The sequence below is a fragment of the Halomonas sp. MMSF_3323 genome (assembly GCF_030733595.1).
Classification (GTDB): domain Bacteria; phylum Pseudomonadota; class Gammaproteobacteria; order Pseudomonadales; family Halomonadaceae; genus Halomonas; species Halomonas litopenaei.
Window position 1 is genome coordinate 31,795 of sequence record NZ_JASHIT010000036.1, and the last position, 22,190, is coordinate 53,984.

Here is a 22,190-nt window from a genome sequence, read left to right on the forward strand (position 1 = left end):
AGCCACATCGCCCCTGAGTCTGACCGGACGAGTCATCTGCATTCGTCCTCGCATTCGCGTTTTGGAGACCGCGGCTGATCATGAATTCGGAAAGGACCTCGGAAAAGACCAAGGCTCCGGCGGTCGATCATAGCGTCATGATCCTGGACCTGCTGGCGGCCACCAGCTATCCCATGACGCTTTCGGAAATCTGTGACGCTACCGGTATCTCGCCGGCCACCGGTCACCGTGTCATCAACGCCCTGCTTCACCACCAGCTGGTGGCCCAGGATCCAAGCCGCAAGAAGTCCTACTGCATCGGCTCACGCATTTTCCAGATATCCTCCACCATCTATAACAAGCAGAGCCTGATACCCTACTTCTATCCGATCGCGGAAATCCTGAAAAACGAAATCCACAAGACCATCTTTCTGTGCGTGCCCATCGGCAACAAGGTAGTGGTGGTGTCCAAGATCGACGGTGCCAGTGGCGCAAGCTTCAACCTTTACGTCGGCAAGACCATGGCGTTGCACGAAGCCGCCAGTGGCAAGATCATCCTGGCGATGCGCGACGAGGACTCCTGGCAGGGCTATCTCGCCGACGAGCTTGGTCTTGCTCCCGAGAACAAGGGGGTGAAAGGCGTCATGGCGGAACTGGGGCGGGCCCATCGGCTCGGTTACGCCACCTCCAACGGCGCGCCTGAGCAGGGCGTCAGCTGCATCGCCGCACCGGTGCTCAACCTGCGCAACGAGCCCATCGCAGCGATCAGCGCCGCCATCAGCAGCGACACCCTGAGCCCCCAGGAGGCGCGCCGCTACTCCAAGAACCTGGTGCAGGCCGCGCGCCAGCTGTCGTCCCGCGTTGTCTGACGTCCCGCGTCATCGGGCATCCACGGCACCGCTGCCGCTGGATCGCCTGCCGCCCTTGAGTGCGCTGAAGGGATTCGAGGCCGCGGCGCGACTATCAAGCCTGCGCGCCGCAGCCGAGGAGCTGCACCTCTCCCACCCCGCCATCGCCAACCAGATACAGCGTCTGGAGCAGAGCCTGGGGACGAAACTGTTCGCCCGCCGGGGTCGGCATATCGAGCTCACCGAGTCCGGGCGACGTTTCTACCCTGTCGTGCGCGACGCCCTGGAAGCGCTGATCCTGGGCGCCGAAACACTGCGTCGCCAGCCCTGCCTTGAACCCCTGCGCGTGCAGGTCTACGTAACCACCTCGATCCGCTGGCTGGCCCCACGACTGGCACAATTTCACCAGCGCTATCCCGAGACCGAACTGAGGATAAAGACCTACAGCCTGGACTGGACCTTCGACAGCGCTCACGCCGATATCGCCATCCTCTTCCGTGATGGCCCTCTGCCCTCTCGACTTGACTGGACACCGCTGTTTCCCTCGACGCTGACCCCTGTGTGCAGCCCCTCGCTGGTGATGGGGCATTCGTTGCCGCTATCCCCCGAGGCGCTGCAGGCCTTCCCGCTGATCAGCGTCTACACCGAGAGCTGGAGCTGGCAGGGCTGGTTCGACACCCAGTCGCCTTCTGCCACACGGCCCGCGCCATCACGCGCCCTTCAGGTCGACACCCTGGCGGCGGCGCTCGAGATGGCCGCCCGAGGTGAAGGCGTCGCCCTGGTCAATGGCCCCTTCGCCGAGGATGACCTGGCCACGGGCCGGCTGATCAACCCGGCGGGCAAGGTACAGCCCGCCAGCGGCGAATGGGGCATCGCCTACCCCTCCCATCTGGCCGACGATCCGCGAGTTGAGGCCTTCAGCACCTGGCTGCTGAGTCAGCGGGGCTGAGTCGCCTTCACTCAACAAAAGTGACCAATCACCAAGAAAAGATGAATTGTCGTCTGCCCCCGCCGTGCCTAGCGTGAAGCCTACCTGCAGCATTTCATCCGCCCCCGCACAAGGATGTCACTGCAAGGTGATCGGCTCACCGGCATGAGATGACATCCCATGAACATCGGCTTTATCGGACTTGGCAACGTCGGCGGCAAGCTCGCCGGCAGCCTGCTGCGCAACGGCTATCACGTCACGATCCGCGACCTCGACCCCGAGGTCACCCGACGCTTCATCGACCAGGGCGCAGCCGCCGCCAGCAGCCCCAGAGCAGTGGCCGAGGCCAGCGACATGATCATCACCTGCCTGCCATCTCCTCGCGCCTGCAGCGCGGTAATGGAAGCCGAGGATGGGGTCATCGCCGGGCTGTCTGCCGACAAGGTGTGGCTGGAGATGAGCACCACCGATGCCCAGGAACTGGTACGCATCGCCGCCAGGGTCACCGCCACCGGCGCCCTCGCCATGGAGACACCGGTCTCCGGCGGCTGCCACCGCGCCGCCACCGGCAACATTTCGATCTTCGCCGGCGGTGATCGCGACACCTTTGAACGGGTGTTGCCGGTGCTGACCACCCTGGGGCGTCGGGTCCTGCACACCGGACCTCTGGGCACGGCCTCGGTGCTCAAGGTACTGACCAACTACCTCGCCACCGCCAACCTGTGTTCGGTGGCCGAGGCCTTGACCGTGGCTCGCAAGGCCGGCCTGGACATGAACACCACCTTCGAGGCCATCCGTATCTCCTCGGGCAATTCCTTTGTCCACGAGACCGAATCCCAGGTCATTCTCAACGGTAGCCGCGATATCAGCTTCACCATGGATCTGGTGCTCAAGGACGTGGGACTGTTCGATGCCCTGGCCAGAAGCCTCGAGGTGCCCCTCGAGATATCGCCGCTGCTGCTCGACATCTTTCAGGATGGCCAAGAGCGCTACGGCCCCCGTGAGTGGTCATCCAACATCATCCGGCGCCTTGAGGACGACTGCGACGTCGAGGTGCTCGGCGACGGCTTCCCCGCCGAACTGACCGACACCGAGCCGGAAGAGGTCGGCCATGAAGTGGTCGTGCGCGGCAGGTCCGGATAAAGGGCTGCCAGGCTGACCGCGACGGTATACGCCGGTCTTGATCATCATCCGAGCCAACGAGGACCTCGCCATGCACTACAGAGAACACTTCTTTATCGATGGCCGCTGGCACACGCCCAGCGACAGCGAGCGCTTTGGCATCCTCGACCCTGCCACCGAGAATCTGTGCGCCTCGGTGCCAAGAGCGCACCGAGCGGATATCGACGCCGCCGTCGAGGCGGCGCGGCGCGCTCTGCCCGACTGGTCGGCGACCCCCGCCGGGCAACGGCGCGAGATACTTCTCGCCGTCGCCGACGAGATGCAAAGGCGCCACGCAGACCTGGTCGAGGCGCACGTCATCACCCTGGGCTGCCCGGTCCAGATCACACCCGCCATGCACGTGGATGGCCCCATCGAAGGCATGCGCTACTACGCCGAGCGGGTCTTGCGTTCCGAAGAGATCGAACGCCGCAATGGCGTCGCCATCGTCCGCGAGCCGGTCGGCGTGTGCGCGCTGATCAACCCCTGGAACTACCCACTGCATCAGCTGGTCGGCAAGCTGGCCCCGGCCCTGGCGGCAGGCTGTACCGTGGTCACCAAGCCGGCCGAACAGACACCGCTGCAGGACTTCATCATGGCCGAGATCTTTCACAGCGTCGGCCTCCCCGCCGGGGTCTTCAACCTGGTGACGGGCTCCGGCAGCGAGATCGGCCCTCTGCTGGCGAGCCATCCCGAGGTCGACATGGTGTCCTTCACCGGCTCCACCCGCGCCGGTATCGAGGTGGCCATCAACGCCGCCGCCGGGGTCAAGCGAGTGTGTCAGGAGCTGGGGGGCAAGTCGCCGCTGATCATCACCGCGGACGCGGACCTGCCCCGGGCGGTGCGCTTCGGGGTGGAAAACGTGATGGCCAACAGTGGTCAGACCTGCGATGCCTTCACCCGCATGCTGATACCACGTTCACGTCTGGCCGACGCCGAACGCATCGCCCTGACGGTCGCCCGGGAGCAGGTGGCAGGTGACCCGACGGACTCCGCCACCACCATGGGGCCGTTGGTGTCCCGACGCCAGCGCGACAGCGTACGCCAGCACATTCAGCAGGGTATCGCCGAGGGAGCGCGCTTGATGCTGGGTGGTACCGAGGCCCCTGAGGGGCTGGAGCAGGGCTACTATGTTCGCCCCACCCTCTTCAGCGACGTCAGCAACCACATGGCGATCGCACGCTCAGAAATCTTCGGCCCGGTGCTGTGCCTGATTCCCTACGACGACCTGGAACAGGCCATCGAGATCGCCAACGACACGCCCTATGGGCTGTCTTCCGCCGTCTACGCCGCCAGCGCCGAAGCCGCCCTGCCCATCGCCCGCCGGCTCAAGGCCGGCCAGTGCTACCTGCAAGGGGCGGACTTTTCCTTCGATGCCCCCTTCGGCGGCTACGGCCAATCCGGCAACGGTCGTGAATGGGGCGAAGAGGGCCTGGAGGAATATCTGGAAACCAAGGCCATTCTGGGGGGTTGAGGGCTTATCACTACGCCTCTCTCTGAAAAAGATCTGAACAAGACTTTGCTCAAACTTCTGACATTTGGTCAGGTTTCCACCCAATCGACTCCGTAGCCGTACATGCCAGCCATTAGCCGCCAGGATGATTGCCATCTCCTTCCATTACTGGCTCTCGCCAGTCGGCGGCTGATATCCCATGAACCACCAGCACGACCTCAGCTACAAACTGCTGTTCAGCGAACCTAGAGTCATTCGAGACCTCCTGACAGGCTTCATCAAGGAGGAATGGATAGCGCATCTCGACCTCGACTCACTGGAGAAGGTCAGCAGCAGCTTTGTCAGCGACGACCTGCGCGATCGGGAGTCCGACGTCATCTGGCGCGCACGCTTCGGCGATGACTGGATCTACGTCTATCTGTTGATCGAATTCCAGAGCACCATCGATCCCTTCATGGCGCTGCGCATCATGACCTACGTGGGCCTCCTGTATCAGGACCTGATCAAGCAGCAGAAGCTCTCGCCCCACGCCAGGTTGCCCCCGGTGCTGCCCGTCGTGCTCTACAATGGAGAGAAGCGTTGGAACGCCGCCGTCGACGTATCGGACCTCGTTCAGAGCGTGCCCAGGGAGCTGGAGCGATACCGCCCACGAATGCCCTATCTTCTGCTGGACGAAGGCGCCATCGTGGACTCGGAGCATTGGTCGCCAGAGGCACGCAACGTGGTAGCCGCCATATTTCGACTGGAACACCACCGTGGCACCAGGGAGGCGGTCGAACTGATCGGGTTGCTGGCAAGATGGCTCGAAGCGCCAGACCAGACTCGTCTGCGCCGTCACTTCGCCATCTGGATCAAGCGCGTGCTGCTGCCCAACTGGATACCCGAGAGCGAAGGAACCGAGTGGCAGAATCTCAACGAACTCAATGAGGTACACAACATGCTTGCCGAGCGTGCAAAACGATGGCCCGAGCAGTGGAAGCAACAGGGTCTTGAAGAAGGCCGCCAGGAAGGCCGCAAGCAAGGACGTCAGGAAGGACTGCAGGAGGGCGAACAAAAGGGCGAACAGAAAGGTGAACAGAAGGCTCGCCTGGAGGTCGCCCGCAACATGATCGAGCGGACTCAGCTGGACGACCAGACGGTGGCGGATCTGTCGGGGCTGGACATCGCGCAGGTGAGGACGCTGAGAGACGAACTCAAACGCTAGGTGTGAAAACCCGCCAGGTTGTTCACGGAACGGGCCAGCCGGCCAACGCGAGACTGATCATTCAGGAAGGCATGTGGTCGGTGCCAGTTGTCCTGATGAAGCCAGGCGCGCAGCTGCTGGCCTCACTCCTCCGAGCTCCGTAAAACCAGGGATAGGCCCACTCGCGCTTGAGAATACGTGCCACCGTGCTTTAGGCGCTGTCCGAAAAGTCGACGAGCGAAGGTTAGACAAGGCAAAAATCGGTGAGAAAGCGCAGTTTACGGGGTGTAAATGAGCATTTTGACCGGGCTGGCGCACCAGCCGATTTTTAACGCCGTATTACCGAGCGCAGGCACTTTTCAGACAAGCCCTAGCCAATCCCCAGCGCCTGGGCAATCTGCCAATAGGTCTAGCGTTGCCGGCGGCGCTCGGCGATCTGTTCCACCGGCGTTGCGTCTGATGCCAAAGCACTTCGAGCAGAGCGTGCGCGGACGCAGTTTCCGAGTACACCACCTTCAATGCGGTTTTTCCAAGAACCGAGGTTCATCCGCGACCCGACACCTAGCGCCTGTTGCGGCCCTTCCATGTATCCAGCCATCGGCGTAGACGGTGCCAACGGTAATTTACAGCTTCACCAGCACTATCGAGGCCACCTTCAACTTCCTCCATCACCGGGTCGAGATGGCGCCGCCTGAAGCGCACCCAGGCTCGCCATAAGAAAGCGACAGCGCTTCCCATCAGCACCAGAAAACCGTATGTAAACCAATTGAATGGCTTGTCATTCGGGCCTTCGACCGACTCAATCGAGACAGCATTAGGAAAGATGGAAAAGAATTGGTTGCGCCAACCGTAATGCATGATGGAAACCCATTGAGGATCCGCCCGTGTCGAAATCCGGTCACTGGCCTCCGTATAAAGATTTGCGGTATCGAACTTGAAGTAAGGTGGCCAGCTCCAGCCGGTATCCTCATTGCGATAGACGATCGCTTTACCACTGGGGAAAACTGCTTGTATGAACTGAACATCACGATTTTCCAGCGTATTGGTCAAATCATCCGGATCAGACCAAAAGATGCGCGTCCAATCGTTGATATCCTGTCGCTTCTCGTAGGTATCGACGATACGAACGACGTCATACTGGGGAAGGCTATAATGCATGACCGCTCCGACCATCAGCCAGAAAACACCCCAGAAACTCCACTTCACGATTGCCATTGACTGCCCCCTAGAAAAAATTGATAACAAACACCAAAACAGTCATCAACGTGACGGGAAAGATATAAATCAAGGATATCAATATAGGCCGCCAGCGGCGACGATACCGACGCGTCGATCTGCGCACAAAGACTCTCTCGTCACCCGCTGAAGAACGCCTTTCCCATTCATCTTCAAGCCCCTTGCGCCAACGAAAAAAAAGGTAAATATTGACAATGATATAACAGATCGTCATAAGAACCATGACGACCAGGATCAGGCGAGCAAAAGCAATCACGCATTATTCCTTGTTACTGCCAAATAGCATGGCGCGAGCGGAGTCTTTATCGGAGATATACTCACGAACGATAGCATCGACGGAAAAATCTCTGACCTCACGCGGCCAGCTTCGGTAGCGGCGATAGAACTCATCCTTGTGACAGATGTAGAGCTGTAGAACGTCATTCGGAACCAGTTCCGCCAGCAGCATATTGACCAGATCCTTCACCGGCGTGTCAGCAGCACGAAGGGTGGCAAAGTAGGCGGGATGACTTATGCCGACCTTTGGCCTTGTTCCACCGGCCTCTGCCCACCGGACAATGGACGCCAGCCCTTCATACTCCATGGGTAGTGAGACACCACTGCGGGCCGCAAGACGACGTAGTCGAGACCCGGCATGTCCAGTTGAATCAACAGACTTTTTCGCCAACTCCAGACCAAGCATAAGGTCCAGCTTTCGGCGCAGGACAGCAACACCCTCATCGCCTGGAAACTTGACGACAGTCTCGACAAGCTCGTTGTCACTCAAAAAACGGGCCACATCACGTCGATCATCGAGCAGCATTACAAGCGCCGACGGCAGCTGGCGCCGGTACTTCTCTTCGCGCACGACAACACTCGGCTTCTCCATATCTTGAAAGATATACAGACCGCCAAACAAAGACGTCCAGAAATTCCTCTGCTCGAAGACAGCATGCTGGAGCTGGACCGGGTTCCGCGTGACATCACCAGTACAACGAGCAACATCGATCATTTCGTTGATCAGTTGTTCATTGAACCAGCCATCCTTCTCATCGTGGAAACGATCCACCAGCCTGGCAAGGTGGCCTGCCTTGGCAATGGTGCCATTCGTCGTGTCCGCAACCACCTTGATTTGACGAATATCGAAAAGGTCCCGGGGGCTCTCGACACTGAAAACAGAATTCTCCAATTCACCGGCTATGGCGTCGGTCGCTGTCAAGGCAAATAGTTGTCGTTCGTTCTCTCTGATAAATCGGTTCAAGATTTGTCGACTGGTGGAAAAATGGGCGTTGAGCAAGGGGCATCGGCCTTGTTCGTTACTCAATAGAATGAATTGACGATTGACTCCGCCATGATTCAAGTACTGATGATCACCCAACTCTGAACCAACTTCCGGGGAATACCCGGAAACATCAACATGAAACTCGGAAAGCTGGGTGGTCGCACCAGTCAGGTGCTCGAGTGCTCTGTTATAGCGATCCACCAACACAGGCGAGTCGACGTGGAAAAGATTGGAATACATCAGACCACTTTCGATCAGCCGCTGCATAGGATCACCCTCTGCCATCCTGGAAGCGACGCTGAGCTTCGTGACGACGTTCCATATCACGTACCAACGCATCAATCGCTGCTTCATCGGAGCTTCCTGCATAGCGAAACTCGCTGTCGGCGTAGCGATTGATTTCCTGAAGGACCATGTTTGAAGTGATCGGGACACGAAGCTCTGAAATCATCGCCTTCTTCGTTTCATAGTCCTTGGCCAGAAAGACATCCGGAACCTCCATCCACTCATCAGGTATATCGAAATCCATCGAGCGAACTTTAACCGCGTCGCTTATGTTTTTTATTGCGCGGCCGGTAAATCTCTCATCAACCTGTTGAATCTCCTTCAGATATGTCCCCAAAGCAGCAACTGAATCAATATCGCCGAATTTCTCGAAAACTCGTTCAAGAACCTCTTTCAGGCGTGGCTCAGCAGGCCTATTGTAGGAAGAAAAGGATTGAGCGATTGCTTGCTTTATGCTCTGAGAAGAATAGAGTTCGTGCTTTCCGAGTGGGATACCATGGTGACTGCCCAGCAAAAGATGCAGAATATCGATATAGTCCTCTCTGGTTTTTGGTCCATCAACCAGAAATCTGGCACCCGCCCGCTGGCGAAGAGCGTCGTCGACATTTTCCGGATAGTTCGAAAACATTCCGAAAGTACAATTCCCTCTTACCACGGTATTGGCGCCGGCAAATGCCTCCATCAACACGGCAGTCACCTCCTGCTGCCCGGCGGAGGACTGACGGTCACCGCGTTTTCCAGCAATCTGGTCGATATCATCAATAGTTCCAAATCCTATCACCGAAGGATCCATGACATGATGAATGAAGGCCTTGGCGTTCTGTCCCGACTTGCCTTGATAACTGTCAATATTGTCAACACCGAAGTTCTGGTAGCGGAAGGGGTAACCCGCCACTTGACAGTAGTCATGAATCAATCCCGCCATCATCTGGATCAGAGTGGTCTTGCCGGTGCCTGGTTTACCGTCCCCCATGAAGGTGAAGATAAAACCTCCCAGCTCGGCGAAGGGGTTCATGCGACGTTCAAAGTCGTACGCCATCACCATACGGGCAAGCCTCTGCGCCTGGTGCTTGGCGATATGATTTCCGATGACCTCTTCAGGTCGCTTGAACACCATGTTCAAATTACTGGATCCACCTCGACGCGCCGGCTCGAAACCTCTCAATGTGAGCCTATCTGCCTCTACTCTCCATACGCTGGCGGTGAAGGATCCCAGTCGCGGAGCGTTCTCTGCTCTTAGAACCACCTTCTCCAACAACTGTTCGGTCCAGGCAAGCAGGGCGGCAACAAGGTGAACGTCATCGCTGGCATGTAAAGCGACAATCTGATCCAGTTCCCACAAGACACCATGAAGAGCCAGTTGAGCGTTGTCAGTAACCAGTTCTTGTAACTCGCCCACCTCAACCTGTGTCTCGCTGCCATGATCGAGCAATAGCCATGCCAAGGCGTTGGCAAGAACATGGGTGGAGATCAGCGCCTCGGCGGCAAGCAGCTCCGTGAACTCGGTACGCCGCGATGAAGCCAGTGAGCCAGAGAGATTGGCCTGTTTAAGCTCCAGCAACCCATTGCGCTTGGCCCAGCATTCGCCAATCGCCAGAGCAATCGCGATGGATCGCCGGAGGCCATGCTGGACGGTCGCCTGGAGCGGAGACATCAATGGGTCTCCTCCTTTGCTTGTCGCTATCCGTTCGCCCAAGTGCACTCCATCCGGGCGCCCCGTGGAGCGTGTGGCGAGCCCCGGCGTGGTCGATCGAAGCCTGCGAGTACGACCTATACCTGGAGATATTTCTTTCTCGTCAAGCGTAAGCTGCTGCCGTGGGCGGGCGATACGGGGACTGTGATCAAAGCCCTCCAGCATCCTTTCAGCCGCAGCGTAGTGCCTCTGGATATCATCTTCGCGCAGTTCCATCTGATCGCTGTCAAGACTCATGAATCCCTCGCTACCGGGCCTTCCTGCCACGGTTATCTATTGTTGCTTCGCACCTCAGGACGGCGCCATCATCGTGTTATAAGTGCAGCACCTGTCCCGATGGGCTGACCACAAACTTCTGCACATCGGCAAACCCGGAGGGGGCCAGCTCAGCCAGAACCTGATACGGACGCTGAGGCAAAATGATGGAGCGTAACGTACGAGTAGCTCCGGAATGACCTGCACCATCAGAGAAGGGGTCCAGGGCAAAGATTTCGCGCTCGACCTTACTGAACCATCCACTACGTTCTTCTTGCGTCCCATCACTATCGAGCTCCTCCTGGGTCCAGGCCAAGGCCCAATCGTCCTCTCCCCCTGGACAGGCCTGCTCGAGAATCTGCCGCAACGGTCCGGCCTGCTCGGTATAGGAGGACGAGTACATGGGCCCAATGTGATAGCGGTGGAGCCGTTTTGGATGAACGTCATCGAAGTCCGCATCCAACCCACGGGCAATGGTCAGCAATGTCAGTCCAGCAAGGGACTGGGCCATCAGGTGAGCCTGGACAGCTGGCCAACGGTATTCGTCTTTTGGCAGAGGGGCAGAACCACTGTCATCGACCTCCATCAAGTAGATGACAGGTAGATTGACCTGGCTGTCGTAGACAGCCCAATGGATGAAAAAACGCCTTCGCCCACCGTCACTGTCCAGCATCTCGCACTGAGGGTCATTTTGAATCCAGAAAAGAACGCCTCGAGAGATTTGCTCGTAATAGAGTCGCTGGGACATGGCATACTGAAGTCGGGTAGGCGAACGGCACTCACCAAGGATGGTGCGAATCATCTGAGCCTTGAGTTCGCGTGTACTTGGCATATTTGTCAGATGGCGTGAAGCTTGCTGAGCGTCATTAGCCATACGCATCAACTCGCTGGCGACCGGAAAGCCACTCTCGCGTCTGTCCACGGTGAGGCTACCGAGACTACGGGAGGGGGTTTGCCCCACCATCAAATACTTGGTGCTCAACGCGTCAAAGGTAAAATCAAGGCGCTTCAGATAATCCGTCAGTGCTCTTGCATCTATGCGGTTCAGTTGATCGCTGGCATGCATGGCTGCCGCCACTCTCTCGAGCCGCTGGAGGATCTCGCTGAATCTCCGAAAGTAATGACGCGAAGCATACACGTCAGCTAACTCAAGATGATCACAATCTGACGAATCCATCGCACCCTCTTTTCGGCGAGTACCGGCTAGCACATCATTTTCATTCAACGATGACATCATTCACCGAATGATCGCCCCCAGAAGGAAGCTGGTATAGAACCTCTACCTATCACGTCTCGAGTGATGGGGAACCTGCCCCTCAACGCCCATACAGATTCTTGTCATGTTTCTCGACGATCTTTGAAAATCTTCGAGCAAAGCGCTCGTCAGCGCGGGCCTTTTTCTCCAAGACGTCTCTTGCATACACCATCTGGCCTTCATGTGCTTCGAGCATATCGGCCATGCGCTGGTTGGTTGCACTGCCGATGCCCGCCATCGCAGTCTGAGCTTCCTGGTCTGTCTGCGAGCCAATTTCGTTGATCCTGTGCGCTACGTCCTGCTGCTGAGCCGTCTTCAACGACTTACTCAGGGCGTCATATAGCACAACTCTTTGCTGAGTATCTGTCTGGAGCTTGTTGATCAGCACCTTTTGAGTCGCTGCCTGATTCTGAAGACTGTCCAACCAGGTTTTCCCCTTCTCGATGTAGCGCTCGAGCGTTTGCGAGCGGGAGATGCTGACCTGCTCATCCTGGACCAGCGCGTTGTAGCGTGTATTCGTGTCTGCAAGCTCGGTTTCCAGGCGAGTACGCTGTGCTGCATCCTGCTCCACGGATATCTTGCTCTCCAGATCGATGAGCTGTGGGTCAAGTGCCTCTATTTCGGCTCTCAGCGACTCAAGCTCTGCTACCGCTGCCTCTCTATCACCCAGCGATCGTTCCAGATTCTTCTGGACCTTTTCCTGCTGGCTCTCGAGCTCCTGTAATTGGCCATCCAGAAGTTTTACGATGATGTCGGATTTGGCGATAAGGTCCTGCAGCTTTTCGTCTATGCTTGCGCTCTTCATTCGCTCCTGGCGCATGGACTCAGCCTTTCCCTTACTAAAGATTCCGACGAACTTCTCCATACTGGACTTGTTGCGCATTTCGTCAAAATCTTTGGAAAATCCGGCTGTAGTGTCATCAAGCCCCATGATCAACTCTGCGATATTGGCGTTCATGGTCTCGGTGTGGGCATGAACGTCATCCAAGGTAGCAACTTCGATGTTGAAGCCTACTGAGTCTCCTGCATCTGCGCGGGCACGAGCGGCTTCAACACTGGCAGTGACCTCGGCAATTTTTCGCTGCGACTCTTTTACCTTGTTGCTCGATTCTTCAATCATGGTATCGAAATGGGATTTCTTCATTTTTTCGATATTTCCCTGTGATCTGTCCGGATAAAAGGCATCTAGCGCGACCCAAATCCTAACCTTGACTGCGCCTATACCGCTTTTGAGTTATACAGCAACCAAAACGCCACATTTTTTCGAGAAAACCATGTGTCCTGTGATATACCTGCACACCTTCAGTCAGGACGACTTTCTCTCCCATCCTATTCCCACGTCTTGAATAAAAGTACACGTAAACTTTGCAATATCAGCGATACCTTCTTCAAAGCATCGCCTAATCCCGGATGTGGCAAACCTGTAAGATTTCACCCATAAACATACAAAAAACACATGATTTACCATCATGACTGGCCATTGCCAACTGCCACACACAACAACAATGATTCGTGAATGGTGAGCGGGAACCAGAAGAGACAAACAAACATCAGGTCAATCTCGCCACCAAGAACAATGCGCCATCGAGAAAGCCATACAACTTCATGATGTGGATCAAGAAGTAAAACCATCTCCTACAGCCTAACCAGGGCAATCAATGCTCAATATCGAGTCCTCCTGATAGGCTTCATCTACAATGGAGAGAAACGTTGGAACGCCGCCGTCGACGTATCGGACCTCGTTCAAAGCGTGCCCAGGGAGCTGGAGCGATACCGCCCACGAATGCCCTATCTTCTGCTGGACGGAGGCGCCATCGTGGACTCAGAGCACTGGTCGCCAGAGGCCCGCAGCGTGGTGGCCGCCATATTTCGTCTGGAACACCACCGAGGCTCCAGGGAGGCGGTCGAACTGATCGGGCTACTGGCAAGACGGCTCGAAGCGCCGGACCAGACTCGTCTGCGCCGTCACTTCGCCATCTGGATCAAGCGCGTGCTGCTGCCCAATTGGATACCCGAGAGCGAAGGAACCGAGTGGCAGAATCTTAACGAACTCAATGAGGTACACAACATGCTGGCCGAGCGTGCAAAACGATGGTCCGAGCAGTGGAAGCAACAGGGTCTTGAAGAAGGCCTCAAGCAAGGACGTGAGGAAGGCCGCAAGGAAGGACGTGAGGAAGGCCGCAAGGAAGGACGTGAGGAAGGCCGCAAGCAAGGACGTCAGGAAGGCCTGCTGGAAAGCGAACAGAAGGGCGAACAGAAGGCTCGTCTGGAGGTCGCCCGCAACATGATCGAGCGGACTCAGCTAGATGACCAGACGGTGGCGGATCTGTCGGGGCTGGACATCGCGCAGGTCAGGACGCTGAGAGACGAACTCAAGCGCTAGGGCTTGTCTGAAAAGTGCCTGCGCTCGGTAATACGGCGTTAAAAATCGGATCAAAATGCTCATTTACACCCCGTAAACTGCGCTTTCTCACCGATTTTTGCCTTGTCTAACCTTCGCTCGTCGACTTTTCGGACAGCGCCTAGGACTTGTACGAAAAGTGCCTGCGCAGGTGCCGAACGCCTGAAGTACACCCGCGCTGCCGGGCACGACACCATGATTCACCCACGCACAAAAAAACCGCCTCGATGGGCGGTTTTGATGTTGCAGCAAGTCGTTGAACCATAACCATCTTTTAGATGGTGCCGGCACCAGGAGTCGAACCCGGGACCTACTGATTACAAGTCACACCACCAAAAACCGTTAAAAATCAGTGCATTACGCCTGGCGTAAGGCTTCGTGAAATGCGTATAGGGACAGCCTGGGAGATCAGGAGTTATCACCAGCATCACACGGCATCATCGAGTAGCTATTGAAGAGGACGAGGCCCCAGCTGTCAACCTGCATCAGGGCGGACTAATTCAGACGATCGTATAATGCAGGTGAGTTGACGGGTTGTGCGGCCACCCCTGATGTCTCTACCTGATGCCAAAAGCCCTTCGCCACTCCCTGGGACTCACGCGGAAACGTTGCTGGAAGTGCTGTCTGAGCGAGGTCGCCGTGTTAAAGCCACTGCACTCTGCCACCTGGTCGATCGGCAAGGTCGTAGTTTCCAGCAGCTCACAGCTTCGCCTCAGGCGCTCGTTGATCAACCACTCCCCCACCGTCATGCCAGTGGCGCGGTGAAAGTGGCGGGTGAAGGAGCGACGACTCATGTTGGTGCGAGCGGCCAGTGCATCGATGCTGTGCGATTCCGCCAAGTGTGTGCGCAGGTAGTCGAGCAGTAGGTTGATCTGGGAGTCTTGGGTGGAGGCGGCCATCGGCTGCTCGATAAACTGCGCCTGCCCTCCCTCCCGGTGGGGCGGCACCACCAGCAGCCGGGCCAGTTGGTTAGCGACCCGAGCCCCATGGTACTCGCGCACCAGGAACAGGCAGCAGTCCAGCCCGGCGGCCGTCCCAGCAGAGGTCACCAGGCGATCGTCTTCCACATAGAGGGCATTGGTATCCAGCGCGATGGCGGGGAATCGGTGGCTGAAATCTTCCTCGGCCAGCCAGTGGGTCGAGGCCCGCCGACCATCCAGCAGCCCCGCATAGGCCAGGGCATAGGCCCCATAGCAGAGCCCTACCACATGGGCGCCCCTCTCATGGCAGCGTACCAGGGCCTCGAGCAACTCCGGCGCCGGTGGCTCACCCAGGTCGTGCCAGCCGGGAACCACAGCGATATCCACCTTCTCCAGCAGCTCAAGACCACCATCGGGACGCACCGTCATGGCTCGCTCGGCTTCTAGCTGTTGTCCCGTCGGTGCCACGATGCACAGATCGAACAGGGGTCCCTCGGGGGACGGCGTGCCAAATACCATATAGGGTACCGAGAAATGGAAGGGGCTGAAGTGCGGATAGAGAATCAGCCCCACGCGGGGAAGCGACATAATGCCTCTCTTGGCCCAATTCTTTCGATTATTGTCTCCTGGGCCGATTATCTGGCCAAGCAGATTCTCCTACAGTGTGCTCCATCCAACACCATACGCGGAGAACCTCGATGTCATTCAAGACGCTTGTCAGCCCCCTGCTTCTGGCCGCCGCCCTCGCCAGCGGCGCGTCCTACGCCGCACCGCTAGCAGAGGACACAACCCTGCAGGTGCAACATATCCGCAATGCCACGGTGAAGATCACCTATGGTGAGACCACCTTCCTGATCGATCCCATGCTGGCCGAAAAGGGTGCCTATCCCGGCTTCGATGGCACCTATCGCAGTGAGCTACGCAACCCCCTGGTGGAGTTGCCGATGTCAGTGCAGGAGGTGATCGATGGCGTAGACGCGGTCATCGTCACTCACACCCACCTGGATCACTGGGATGATGCTGCCCAGGCCCTGCTGCCCAAGGATATCCCGCTGTTCGCCCAACACCAGTCCGATGCCGAACTGATTCGCTCACAAGGCTTCGAGGACGTGCGAGTCCTGGATGGCACTGCCGAGTTCGGCGGGGTCGATCTACACCGCACTGGCGGCCAGCACGGCTCCGACGCCATCTATTCCGTCCCCGAGCTTGCGGAGGCACTCGGCGAAATAATGGGCGTGGTCTTCGAGGCACCAGACAGCCAGACCACCTATGTGGTCGGGGATACGGTCTGGCGTGACGAGGTCGACCAGGCGCTAGAGCGCTACCTGCCCGAGGTAATCGTGCTGAATGCTGGTGCAGCCGAATTCACCGGCTTCGAGAACGACCCGATCATCATGGGCAAGGAAGACACTCTGCGCGCCTATCAAGCGGCTCCAAATGCCACCATCATCGCGGTGCATATGGACGCGGTGAATCACATGACCCTGACCCGTGAGGAACTGGGTGAGTACGTGGAAGATAATGACATTGCAGATCGCGTGCTTATTCCTGCCGACGGCGAAGTTGTGTCGTTCTAGCCAGCCATCGGAACAAGAGAAGCTCTCGTCCAACATATCGGTAGGTTTCCACCCAGCCCCTGGCAGCACCAGGGGCTGGGTTAAAGTACAAGGCAGGCCTTGACATCAAGTGCCCTAGACACGCCCCTCGATGGCGCTGCGCAGGCTGCCGATATCGACCTCGACATACTCCAGCGTCGTGCTGATGTTGCTGTGGCCAAGCAGCGCCTTGACGATGTGTAGGTTGCGGTCCGGTTCCTTCATCAACTCAGTGCCCAGGGTATGCCGGAATCGGTGTGGACTCATCTGGTAGCCGCAAATCTGTGAGAGCTTCTGATAGAAGCTCTCCACCTGCCAGGAGTCCATCGTCTCCATTCGGTGCCGAACGCTGAATCGGTTCACATTGAAGAGCTGCTCGCCACGCTGGATACCCACCATCTTGGCCGAGTTCATCAAGTTCTCTAGGTGCGGGTAGAGAGCATTGGAGATAGGGACAAAGTGTTCGCGGTTGTTCTTGGCCCCCTGCCAGGTAGCGGTGAGCACGCGACTTTTAAGGTTGATATCCTCAGGCTTCATCAGCAACAGCTGAGTCAGACGGATGCCCGTATGGTAGAACGTCTCGAACACGATCTCCCAAAACCAGACAGGGTGAAGTACTGAGGGCTTTTTTCGGTACCACTCCATCTTTTTATACAGGCCAATAGCTTCACGTGCCATTTCGACCTGCCTCTTGCTAAGGGTCTTCTTTCTCTTTTTGGGAGAGCTGACCTCCATCTTGGCAAAAGGATTGAACGAGATGTCGATCAAGGCGTGATCGATCGCATGCTTGAAGAGGATTCGGTTGTGCCGGCAGTAGTTATTCCAACTTGAGTGTGCGAGGTTTCTACCCTCCTCCGAGAAGCAGAACTCCCTCCACTCCCTGACATCATCACGGGTCACCTCCGCAGGCAGCTTATCCTGGCCCACGAACCTCCGGAATAGCTTCACCGGAACGCTATAGGAAATGCGACTTCTTTCGGTCAGCCAGCGCTCAGAAAAATAGGATTGCAGCAAGTCATCAAAGGTAAATGTTTTCATTCTTCAGGCTTCCCATCAATCAGGTCAATAAAGGGGTTATCAAAAACCTCCTTACCCTCCTCCATCAGGTCATCCTTACCCACAAGATACCCAGAAAGCGTGCTCGACTTCTTGTTTGGACCGACCACCCTTACCTTGTGAAAACTTCCGCCATCCTTGTTTTTCTTGTGCAGCTTCAGCTTCTGGAATGAATCCTGAACTTCTTTCCAGCCTTTCTCTTCTCCGCTCACCTCCTGACAATAGCGCTTGAACACCTTGGGGCTGACCACCATCAACATCCCATCCACGGCATGCACCAGAGCCTTGGAGTCGTTCATCAATATCTTGTGGGTTTTCAACCCGCCTCGCAGCCAGGCGAGAAACTCTTCCCCGGATGACGACTGTCCAGGCGATGCCTGACCCGTAAGGTTCTCGACATCCTCATCAGGATTACGACTTGGCTGCGGCTCCAAATCTGGCGCTTCTTTCTCATCGCCGCCTGTTGCAATATCAAGAATGGAGGCTTCCAGATCATCCTGGATTTCCTCAGTGCGACTCGACTCAGCCATCTCACTTGAAGTTTCTGGAGTTGCAGGCTTGTCACCTGGCTCCTGATCTTTACGATGTTGCCTAGCTGGCTGACTACCTTCACCACTCTCACCGACGTCAATGATCTCGACACTCCCCGAGAAAATCTCAGGCTCCTCATCACCGCTCCAAACGAGCGATTTATGAACCTTGAGCATGGAAAGATTGGTCTGCCACTCTCCCACCTCGACCCTGCACTTCCAGACCGAACGCCCCTCCGGGTTCTCTATAATCAGGCCATGGGACTGCATTTCGTCATAGAGGCGAGACTCATTGGATGGCACGCCATCGATGCCATGGGAAAGGAGGTAGCTCTTGATTTCTCGTGGCACCAGCGGCGTCACTAGCCACAGCGCCTCGGGAGTGACAAACCCCTGAGCGCCTTTTTCATTCAGGCGGATCTTTTCTGTCACGATGTGGCGAATAGCACCTTTGAGCTTGCTCTGCAGGGATTCCCGGGGTGCCTTGTCGATATTGGAAACCTTGCCACCCAACGACTTGGCCACGCTAGCCCTGTCAGCCTGACTGACAATCTCACCGACAACCCCGGAGCGCTCCGAGTGGCCACTGATCGCGTACATCACCAGGCCAAACAGCTCCGGCTGGCTTTTCAACCACTCAAGCCCGGCATTGCCCATCACCTCCTTGCACAAGAGGGGGTTGGCCGCAGCGTGAAGGAAGTAGTCTCGCCCCTTGATATAGCGAACGCGATACTGGTCGGGAATGATGCCCTCCCACAGGCACCACCTTCGGCCGGATTTCAGGTGTATATCGACGTCGACGATGACCTTGGCGATATCGTGTAGCAAGCAAGCATAGATGACCGCCACGCTCCACAGCTCACCGGTAGAGGACTGCTTTTCGGGCGACTTTTTCGGAGGGAGTAGGTGCTGTCGTCGGATCCTGAGGCCAAACACACAGGTCTCGAGGCCGTGATCCAGCATTCCACCCGGGTAGCTATGGTGGTGTGATTCCGAGGCTGGCAGCAGCTGGACACGCTCTGCGTATCGTTGCAGAGGCTCTTTGACGTAGGCCTCAAACACCGGTGCAGTCAGCGATGTGCTTTCCTGAATCGCTCTGATCAGCTGCTGTCGATAGGGCGTGGCTAGAAGCTCAGCGCCGGTACGCGGGCTTTCCCATCCGGCGTCATCCTGGACGCTGTCGCTGTCGGTCGCGCTGCGGCGGCCGCGTAGAATGTTGAGAATCCGCAATGCTCGCTCCTCTGGATGCAGTCCGTGCATCACAACGCTGGGCCTTGACGGGCACCAGCAGAAACGTTAAATGCGATGAGAGAGGTTTACTCCGGGGCACTCCTTGCCCTGGTGCAATAGCTATGGGATGCAAACCAAGCGCAGATGATTGTATTGATCAGGAAATTTATTTCATTGAGAACATCCGCATATACTTTCTGAGAAGATTCTTAATTTATCTGTATCACCTAACTTACAACCAAAGTCGCATCAGTGAGTTACTCCCTACTGCAGCCACAAAAAGCCCCCTCCGAAGAGGGGGCATAGGTTGGGTATCGATCAGCTGACCAGCTGTCTGGCCAGGGCCATCTCCACGGAGTCTCCGTCCGTATTGAGGGCATCCAGGCCCGACTCGGGCACGTCTCCCGACGTGCTCTGGGCCACGGCGATCTTCTTGGCCATCAGCGACAGGCAGGCGATCTGCGACGATCCGGCATAGCCGAGGTAGAGCACCTTCACCGGCTGCCGCTGGCCGATCCGCCAGGAGCGGCGGGCGGCTTGCTGCAGGGTGTAGACGTTCCAGCCCGTCTGCATGAAGACGATGGTGGGGAAGTCCAGCAGGTCGAGCCCGGTCTTCACCAGGTCCGGATTGGTGATCAGCACGTCGACACCGCGGTCGACCTGATCGGCAATCCAGTCCTCGCGTCTCTGGGTCTCCACGCTGGAGCGCAGCACCGCGACCTTGAAGCCGGCCTGGGTGAGCACCGCCTTGAGTCGGCTGCTGGTATCGCGCTTGCCGGTGTAGGTCGTGTAGACCAGCACCTTGCGACCCTCCGCCTTCTCTCGCCGGCAGATCTCCACCAGCTCGCGCTCCTTGGGCATCGGCTGCTGCTCGCCGTAGAGGCTCTTCACGAACGCCAGCAGGCTGCCCGAGCGCGGATGCTTGGCCGTCTCCGGTCGGAAGCAGCAGTCCGGCCAGGCCAGCAGCGCATTGAGCACCACGCCCAGCAGGGTGGTGTCCTTGCGTGCCAACGCCTGTCTGAGCTCAGCGGTCAGTTGACCCTCGAGCCGCCGGTAGGCAAAGGCCTGCTCGTCGTCCATCGGCACTTCGATGAACTCTTCATCGTAGGGCGGCAACACGTTGCCACCGATGTCCTTGAGCTTGAGGAAGACGGTGAAGGGCAGCACGTAGCGCATGATCCCCTTGGGGCCGAAGCCCGGGGCCTTGACGGTGCGCACCGACAGCTTCTTGCCTCGCGCTGTCTTGTGCGACTCGCCATCGCGCTCGGTGTAGATGTCCTTCAACACCCCGTGGTCACGCAGGAACGACATGGCCGCAGGCCCCATCGATCCGCGCCCGTTGGGGCGATAGCCGTCTTCGAGCATCTTCGGCGTGAGGATGCGGAACAGCAGGTGGAACAGGTCGTCGGCATAGCCGCCCATCAGGGTGCCGGTCAGCAGCAGCGACTTGCGCGCCTTGGCTGCCAGCACGCCCATGGCCTGGCCCTGGGCCGACCCGGCGTTCTTGTATTCATGGCCCTCGTCCACGATCAGCAGATCGAAGGTGTGATCCGGCAGCTGCCGCTTGATGAACTCGGTCGGCTGATAGCCGCCTTCACCGAAACCGAACTCCATAGCGGCCATGGCCCGCTCCATACGGGCCGCCTGTCGGTCGGAGAACACCAGCTCCCCGTTCTCATCCATGAGGTTGATGAACTCGTGGATGTTGTCACCCAGCTGCGTGGCCAGGAATTCCTCGCCAAACTGCTGCACCAGGCGCTCCGAGGAGACCTTGCCGATGGTAGGCAGCTTGCGCAGCGCCTTGAGCACCAGGTCGCGCTGCAGGCTGCCCGTCGCCCGCTGCGGCCGCATCAGCGTCCAGAGAGGGCTGTGACAGTGCCGGCACTTGTGGCGCCGCTCCTCACGGAGAAACTGCGACAGCGATACCGCTTCGTTGTCGCAGTCGACCACCGTGTCGCCACACTGAGGACAGGCCGCCAGCTCGCCGCCCGGCACGCGCTTGCGAGCGGCAACGGGTCGCCAGTGGAAGCCCATGCGCATGCGCACACGCCCCAGGATGAAGAACTCCGGCCGCCCATCGGACGGCTGGCCCAGGGCCTCACGGAGCTTGAGCAGCTTGACCAGGGTATCCGGGCCGTTCAGCACCCAGACCCTGGCCTGATTGACTGTCTCCAGGATCTCCCGCCGCCACTTGTAGACCAGGTGGGGCGGTGCGATCACCAAGAAACGCCGATAGCCTTCGCCGTGACAGACCGCCGCGGTGGCGATGGCCATCATGGTCTTGCCGGTGCCCATCTCGGCGTTGATGATGCCCGCCGGCTCGTGCCGATCGAGCAGCAGCGCCGAGATGGCCTGGACCACCTCGGCCTGCTCGGGGAAAGGCGCCCGCTTGAGGGCATCCATGATGGCCTGACGACGAGGGTTGGCCTCGCCGTCATAGACCGGGGGATGGGAGCGGTTGAGCGAGGCCAGCAGGCCATCGCCAAATTCCTCCACGAAGGCGTTGAGGTCCACCTGAGGCCCGAAGACCTCGCCAGACTGCGCCATGCCGGCCGGCGCCGGCAGCTGAGTGATGTCGTTCATGTCCGTCTCCTTGTTCACAAGAAAACGGCGGACACTCCCCTCCCCTGGCGGGTTGGAAAGGCCCGCCGTGGGGAATGGCGCCCGGGGCGCCGGTCAGTAGTCGTCTGGCAGCAACAGCGTGGTGGCGCTGCGGTCCGCCTCGGTGATGATCCAGACCGTGAGCGACTCACCGATCCGGTAGGACGAGAGCAGCCTGTCACCGTGAACCAGGGCCTGCTCGTTGCTCTGGCGGTCCTCCTCAGGCACGTCACCCCAGTCGCCGGTGACGTGTCGTCGGAGCAGCGCCATGGGCGAGACCTCGCCCTGCTCCACCAACTCGTTGACGGCCCGGGTCATCA

At 58.1% G+C, this 22,190-nt stretch carries 18 protein-coding genes; 7 read left to right on the forward strand and 11 right to left on the reverse strand.

Annotated features, from left to right (window positions below; all coding sequences use genetic code 11):
• The first annotated feature begins 80 nt into the window (after positions 1–80).
• The 5 genes from RBB39_RS17195 to RBB39_RS17215 all read left to right on the forward strand — a co-directional run bounded on the left by RBB39_RS17195 (position 81) and on the right by RBB39_RS17215 (position 5,573).
• Entirely contained in the window at positions 81–848 is a 768-nt protein-coding gene (locus RBB39_RS17195; protein WP_045992605.1) for an IclR family transcriptional regulator, read from the forward strand.
• Positions 841–1,776, forward strand: coding sequence for a LysR substrate-binding domain-containing protein (locus tag RBB39_RS17200; protein WP_052704335.1), 936 nt, complete (start codon positions 841–843; stop codon positions 1,774–1,776). Before RBB39_RS17195 ends, RBB39_RS17200 begins: the two co-directional genes overlap by 8 nt.
• A 159-nt stretch (positions 1,777–1,935) precedes the next feature.
• Positions 1,936–2,898: an NAD(P)-dependent oxidoreductase gene (locus RBB39_RS17205; RefSeq protein ID WP_045992604.1), complete on the forward strand. Its 963-nt coding sequence runs from the start codon at positions 1,936–1,938 to the stop codon at positions 2,896–2,898.
• 70 nt (positions 2,899–2,968) lie between these two features.
• Positions 2,969–4,390 carry an aldehyde dehydrogenase family protein gene (locus RBB39_RS17210; RefSeq protein WP_045992603.1) on the forward strand — a complete coding sequence of 474 codons (1,422 nt, stop codon included), beginning with the start codon at positions 2,969–2,971 and terminating at the stop codon, positions 4,388–4,390.
• A gap of 178 nt (positions 4,391–4,568) precedes the next feature.
• Complete coding sequence (locus tag RBB39_RS17215; protein ID WP_045992602.1) at positions 4,569–5,573, forward strand: Rpn family recombination-promoting nuclease/putative transposase; 1,005 nt, start codon at positions 4,569–4,571, stop codon at positions 5,571–5,573.
• 540 nt (positions 5,574–6,113) lie between these two features.
• On the opposite strand, the gene RBB39_RS17220 is transcribed toward RBB39_RS17215, so the two are convergent.
• From RBB39_RS17220 to RBB39_RS17245, 6 genes are all read right to left on the reverse strand, one after another.
• Complete coding sequence (locus RBB39_RS17220; protein WP_045994036.1) at positions 6,114–6,767, reverse strand: DUF1523 family protein; 654 nt, start codon at positions 6,765–6,767, stop codon at positions 6,114–6,116.
• 10 nt (positions 6,768–6,777) lie between these two features.
• Positions 6,778–7,044, reverse strand: a complete 267-nt coding sequence (locus tag RBB39_RS17225) for a hypothetical protein (RefSeq protein ID WP_045994037.1) — start codon at positions 7,042–7,044, stop codon at positions 6,778–6,780.
• Between the two features lie 3 nt (positions 7,045–7,047).
• Complete coding sequence (locus RBB39_RS17230; RefSeq protein ID WP_162197840.1) at positions 7,048–8,403, reverse strand: DUF6638 family protein; 1,356 nt, start codon at positions 8,401–8,403, stop codon at positions 7,048–7,050.
• A complete protein-coding gene (locus tag RBB39_RS17235) occupies positions 8,321–10,264 on the reverse strand; it encodes an AAA family ATPase (RefSeq protein WP_306169231.1) in 1,944 nt (647 codons plus the stop codon). Before RBB39_RS17235 ends, RBB39_RS17230 begins: the two co-directional genes overlap by 83 nt.
• A 76-nt stretch (positions 10,265–10,340) precedes the next feature.
• Positions 10,341–11,459: a hypothetical protein gene (locus RBB39_RS17240; RefSeq protein ID WP_306169232.1), complete on the reverse strand. Its 1,119-nt coding sequence runs from the start codon at positions 11,457–11,459 to the stop codon at positions 10,341–10,343.
• Between the two features lie 139 nt (positions 11,460–11,598).
• On the reverse strand, positions 11,599–12,681 hold the full coding sequence (locus RBB39_RS17245) for a hypothetical protein (protein WP_306169233.1): 1,083 nt from the start codon (positions 12,679–12,681) through the stop codon (positions 11,599–11,601).
• A 639-nt stretch (positions 12,682–13,320) separates the two neighbouring features.
• Between RBB39_RS17245 and RBB39_RS17250 the strand changes: the two genes are divergently transcribed.
• Complete coding sequence (locus RBB39_RS17250) at positions 13,321–13,920, forward strand: hypothetical protein (RefSeq protein WP_253028372.1); 600 nt, start codon at positions 13,321–13,323, stop codon at positions 13,918–13,920.
• Between the two features lie 575 nt (positions 13,921–14,495).
• Here the strand turns inward: RBB39_RS17250 and RBB39_RS17255 are convergent.
• Positions 14,496–15,446, reverse strand: a complete 951-nt coding sequence (locus RBB39_RS17255; RefSeq protein WP_045994472.1) for a GlxA family transcriptional regulator — start codon at positions 15,444–15,446, stop codon at positions 14,496–14,498.
• Between the two features lie 110 nt (positions 15,447–15,556).
• Between RBB39_RS17255 and RBB39_RS17260 the strand changes: the two genes are divergently transcribed.
• Positions 15,557–16,435 carry an MBL fold metallo-hydrolase gene (locus RBB39_RS17260; RefSeq protein ID WP_045994471.1) on the forward strand — a complete coding sequence of 293 codons (879 nt, stop codon included), beginning with the start codon at positions 15,557–15,559 and terminating at the stop codon, positions 16,433–16,435.
• A 114-nt stretch (positions 16,436–16,549) separates the two neighbouring features.
• On the opposite strand, the gene RBB39_RS17265 is transcribed toward RBB39_RS17260, so the two are convergent.
• The 4 genes from RBB39_RS17265 to RBB39_RS17280 all read right to left on the reverse strand — a co-directional run bounded on the left by RBB39_RS17265 (position 16,550) and on the right by RBB39_RS17280 (position 22,188).
• Positions 16,550–17,491 carry a site-specific integrase gene (locus tag RBB39_RS17265; RefSeq protein ID WP_045994470.1) on the reverse strand — a complete coding sequence of 314 codons (942 nt, stop codon included), beginning with the start codon at positions 17,489–17,491 and terminating at the stop codon, positions 16,550–16,552.
• Complete coding sequence (mobH, locus tag RBB39_RS17270) at positions 17,488–19,269, reverse strand: MobH family relaxase (protein WP_045994469.1); 1,782 nt, start codon at positions 19,267–19,269, stop codon at positions 17,488–17,490. The genes RBB39_RS17265 and mobH overlap by 4 nt, the downstream gene beginning before the upstream one ends.
• Positions 19,270–19,587: 318 nt before the next feature.
• A complete protein-coding gene (locus RBB39_RS17275; RefSeq protein WP_371931879.1) occupies positions 19,588–21,816 on the reverse strand; it encodes an SNF2-related protein in 2,229 nt (742 codons plus the stop codon).
• A 129-nt stretch (positions 21,817–21,945) separates the two neighbouring features.
• Complete coding sequence (locus RBB39_RS17280; RefSeq protein ID WP_204248990.1) at positions 21,946–22,188, reverse strand: plasmid related protein; 243 nt, start codon at positions 22,186–22,188, stop codon at positions 21,946–21,948.
• Positions 22,189–22,190 lie beyond the last annotated feature (2 nt).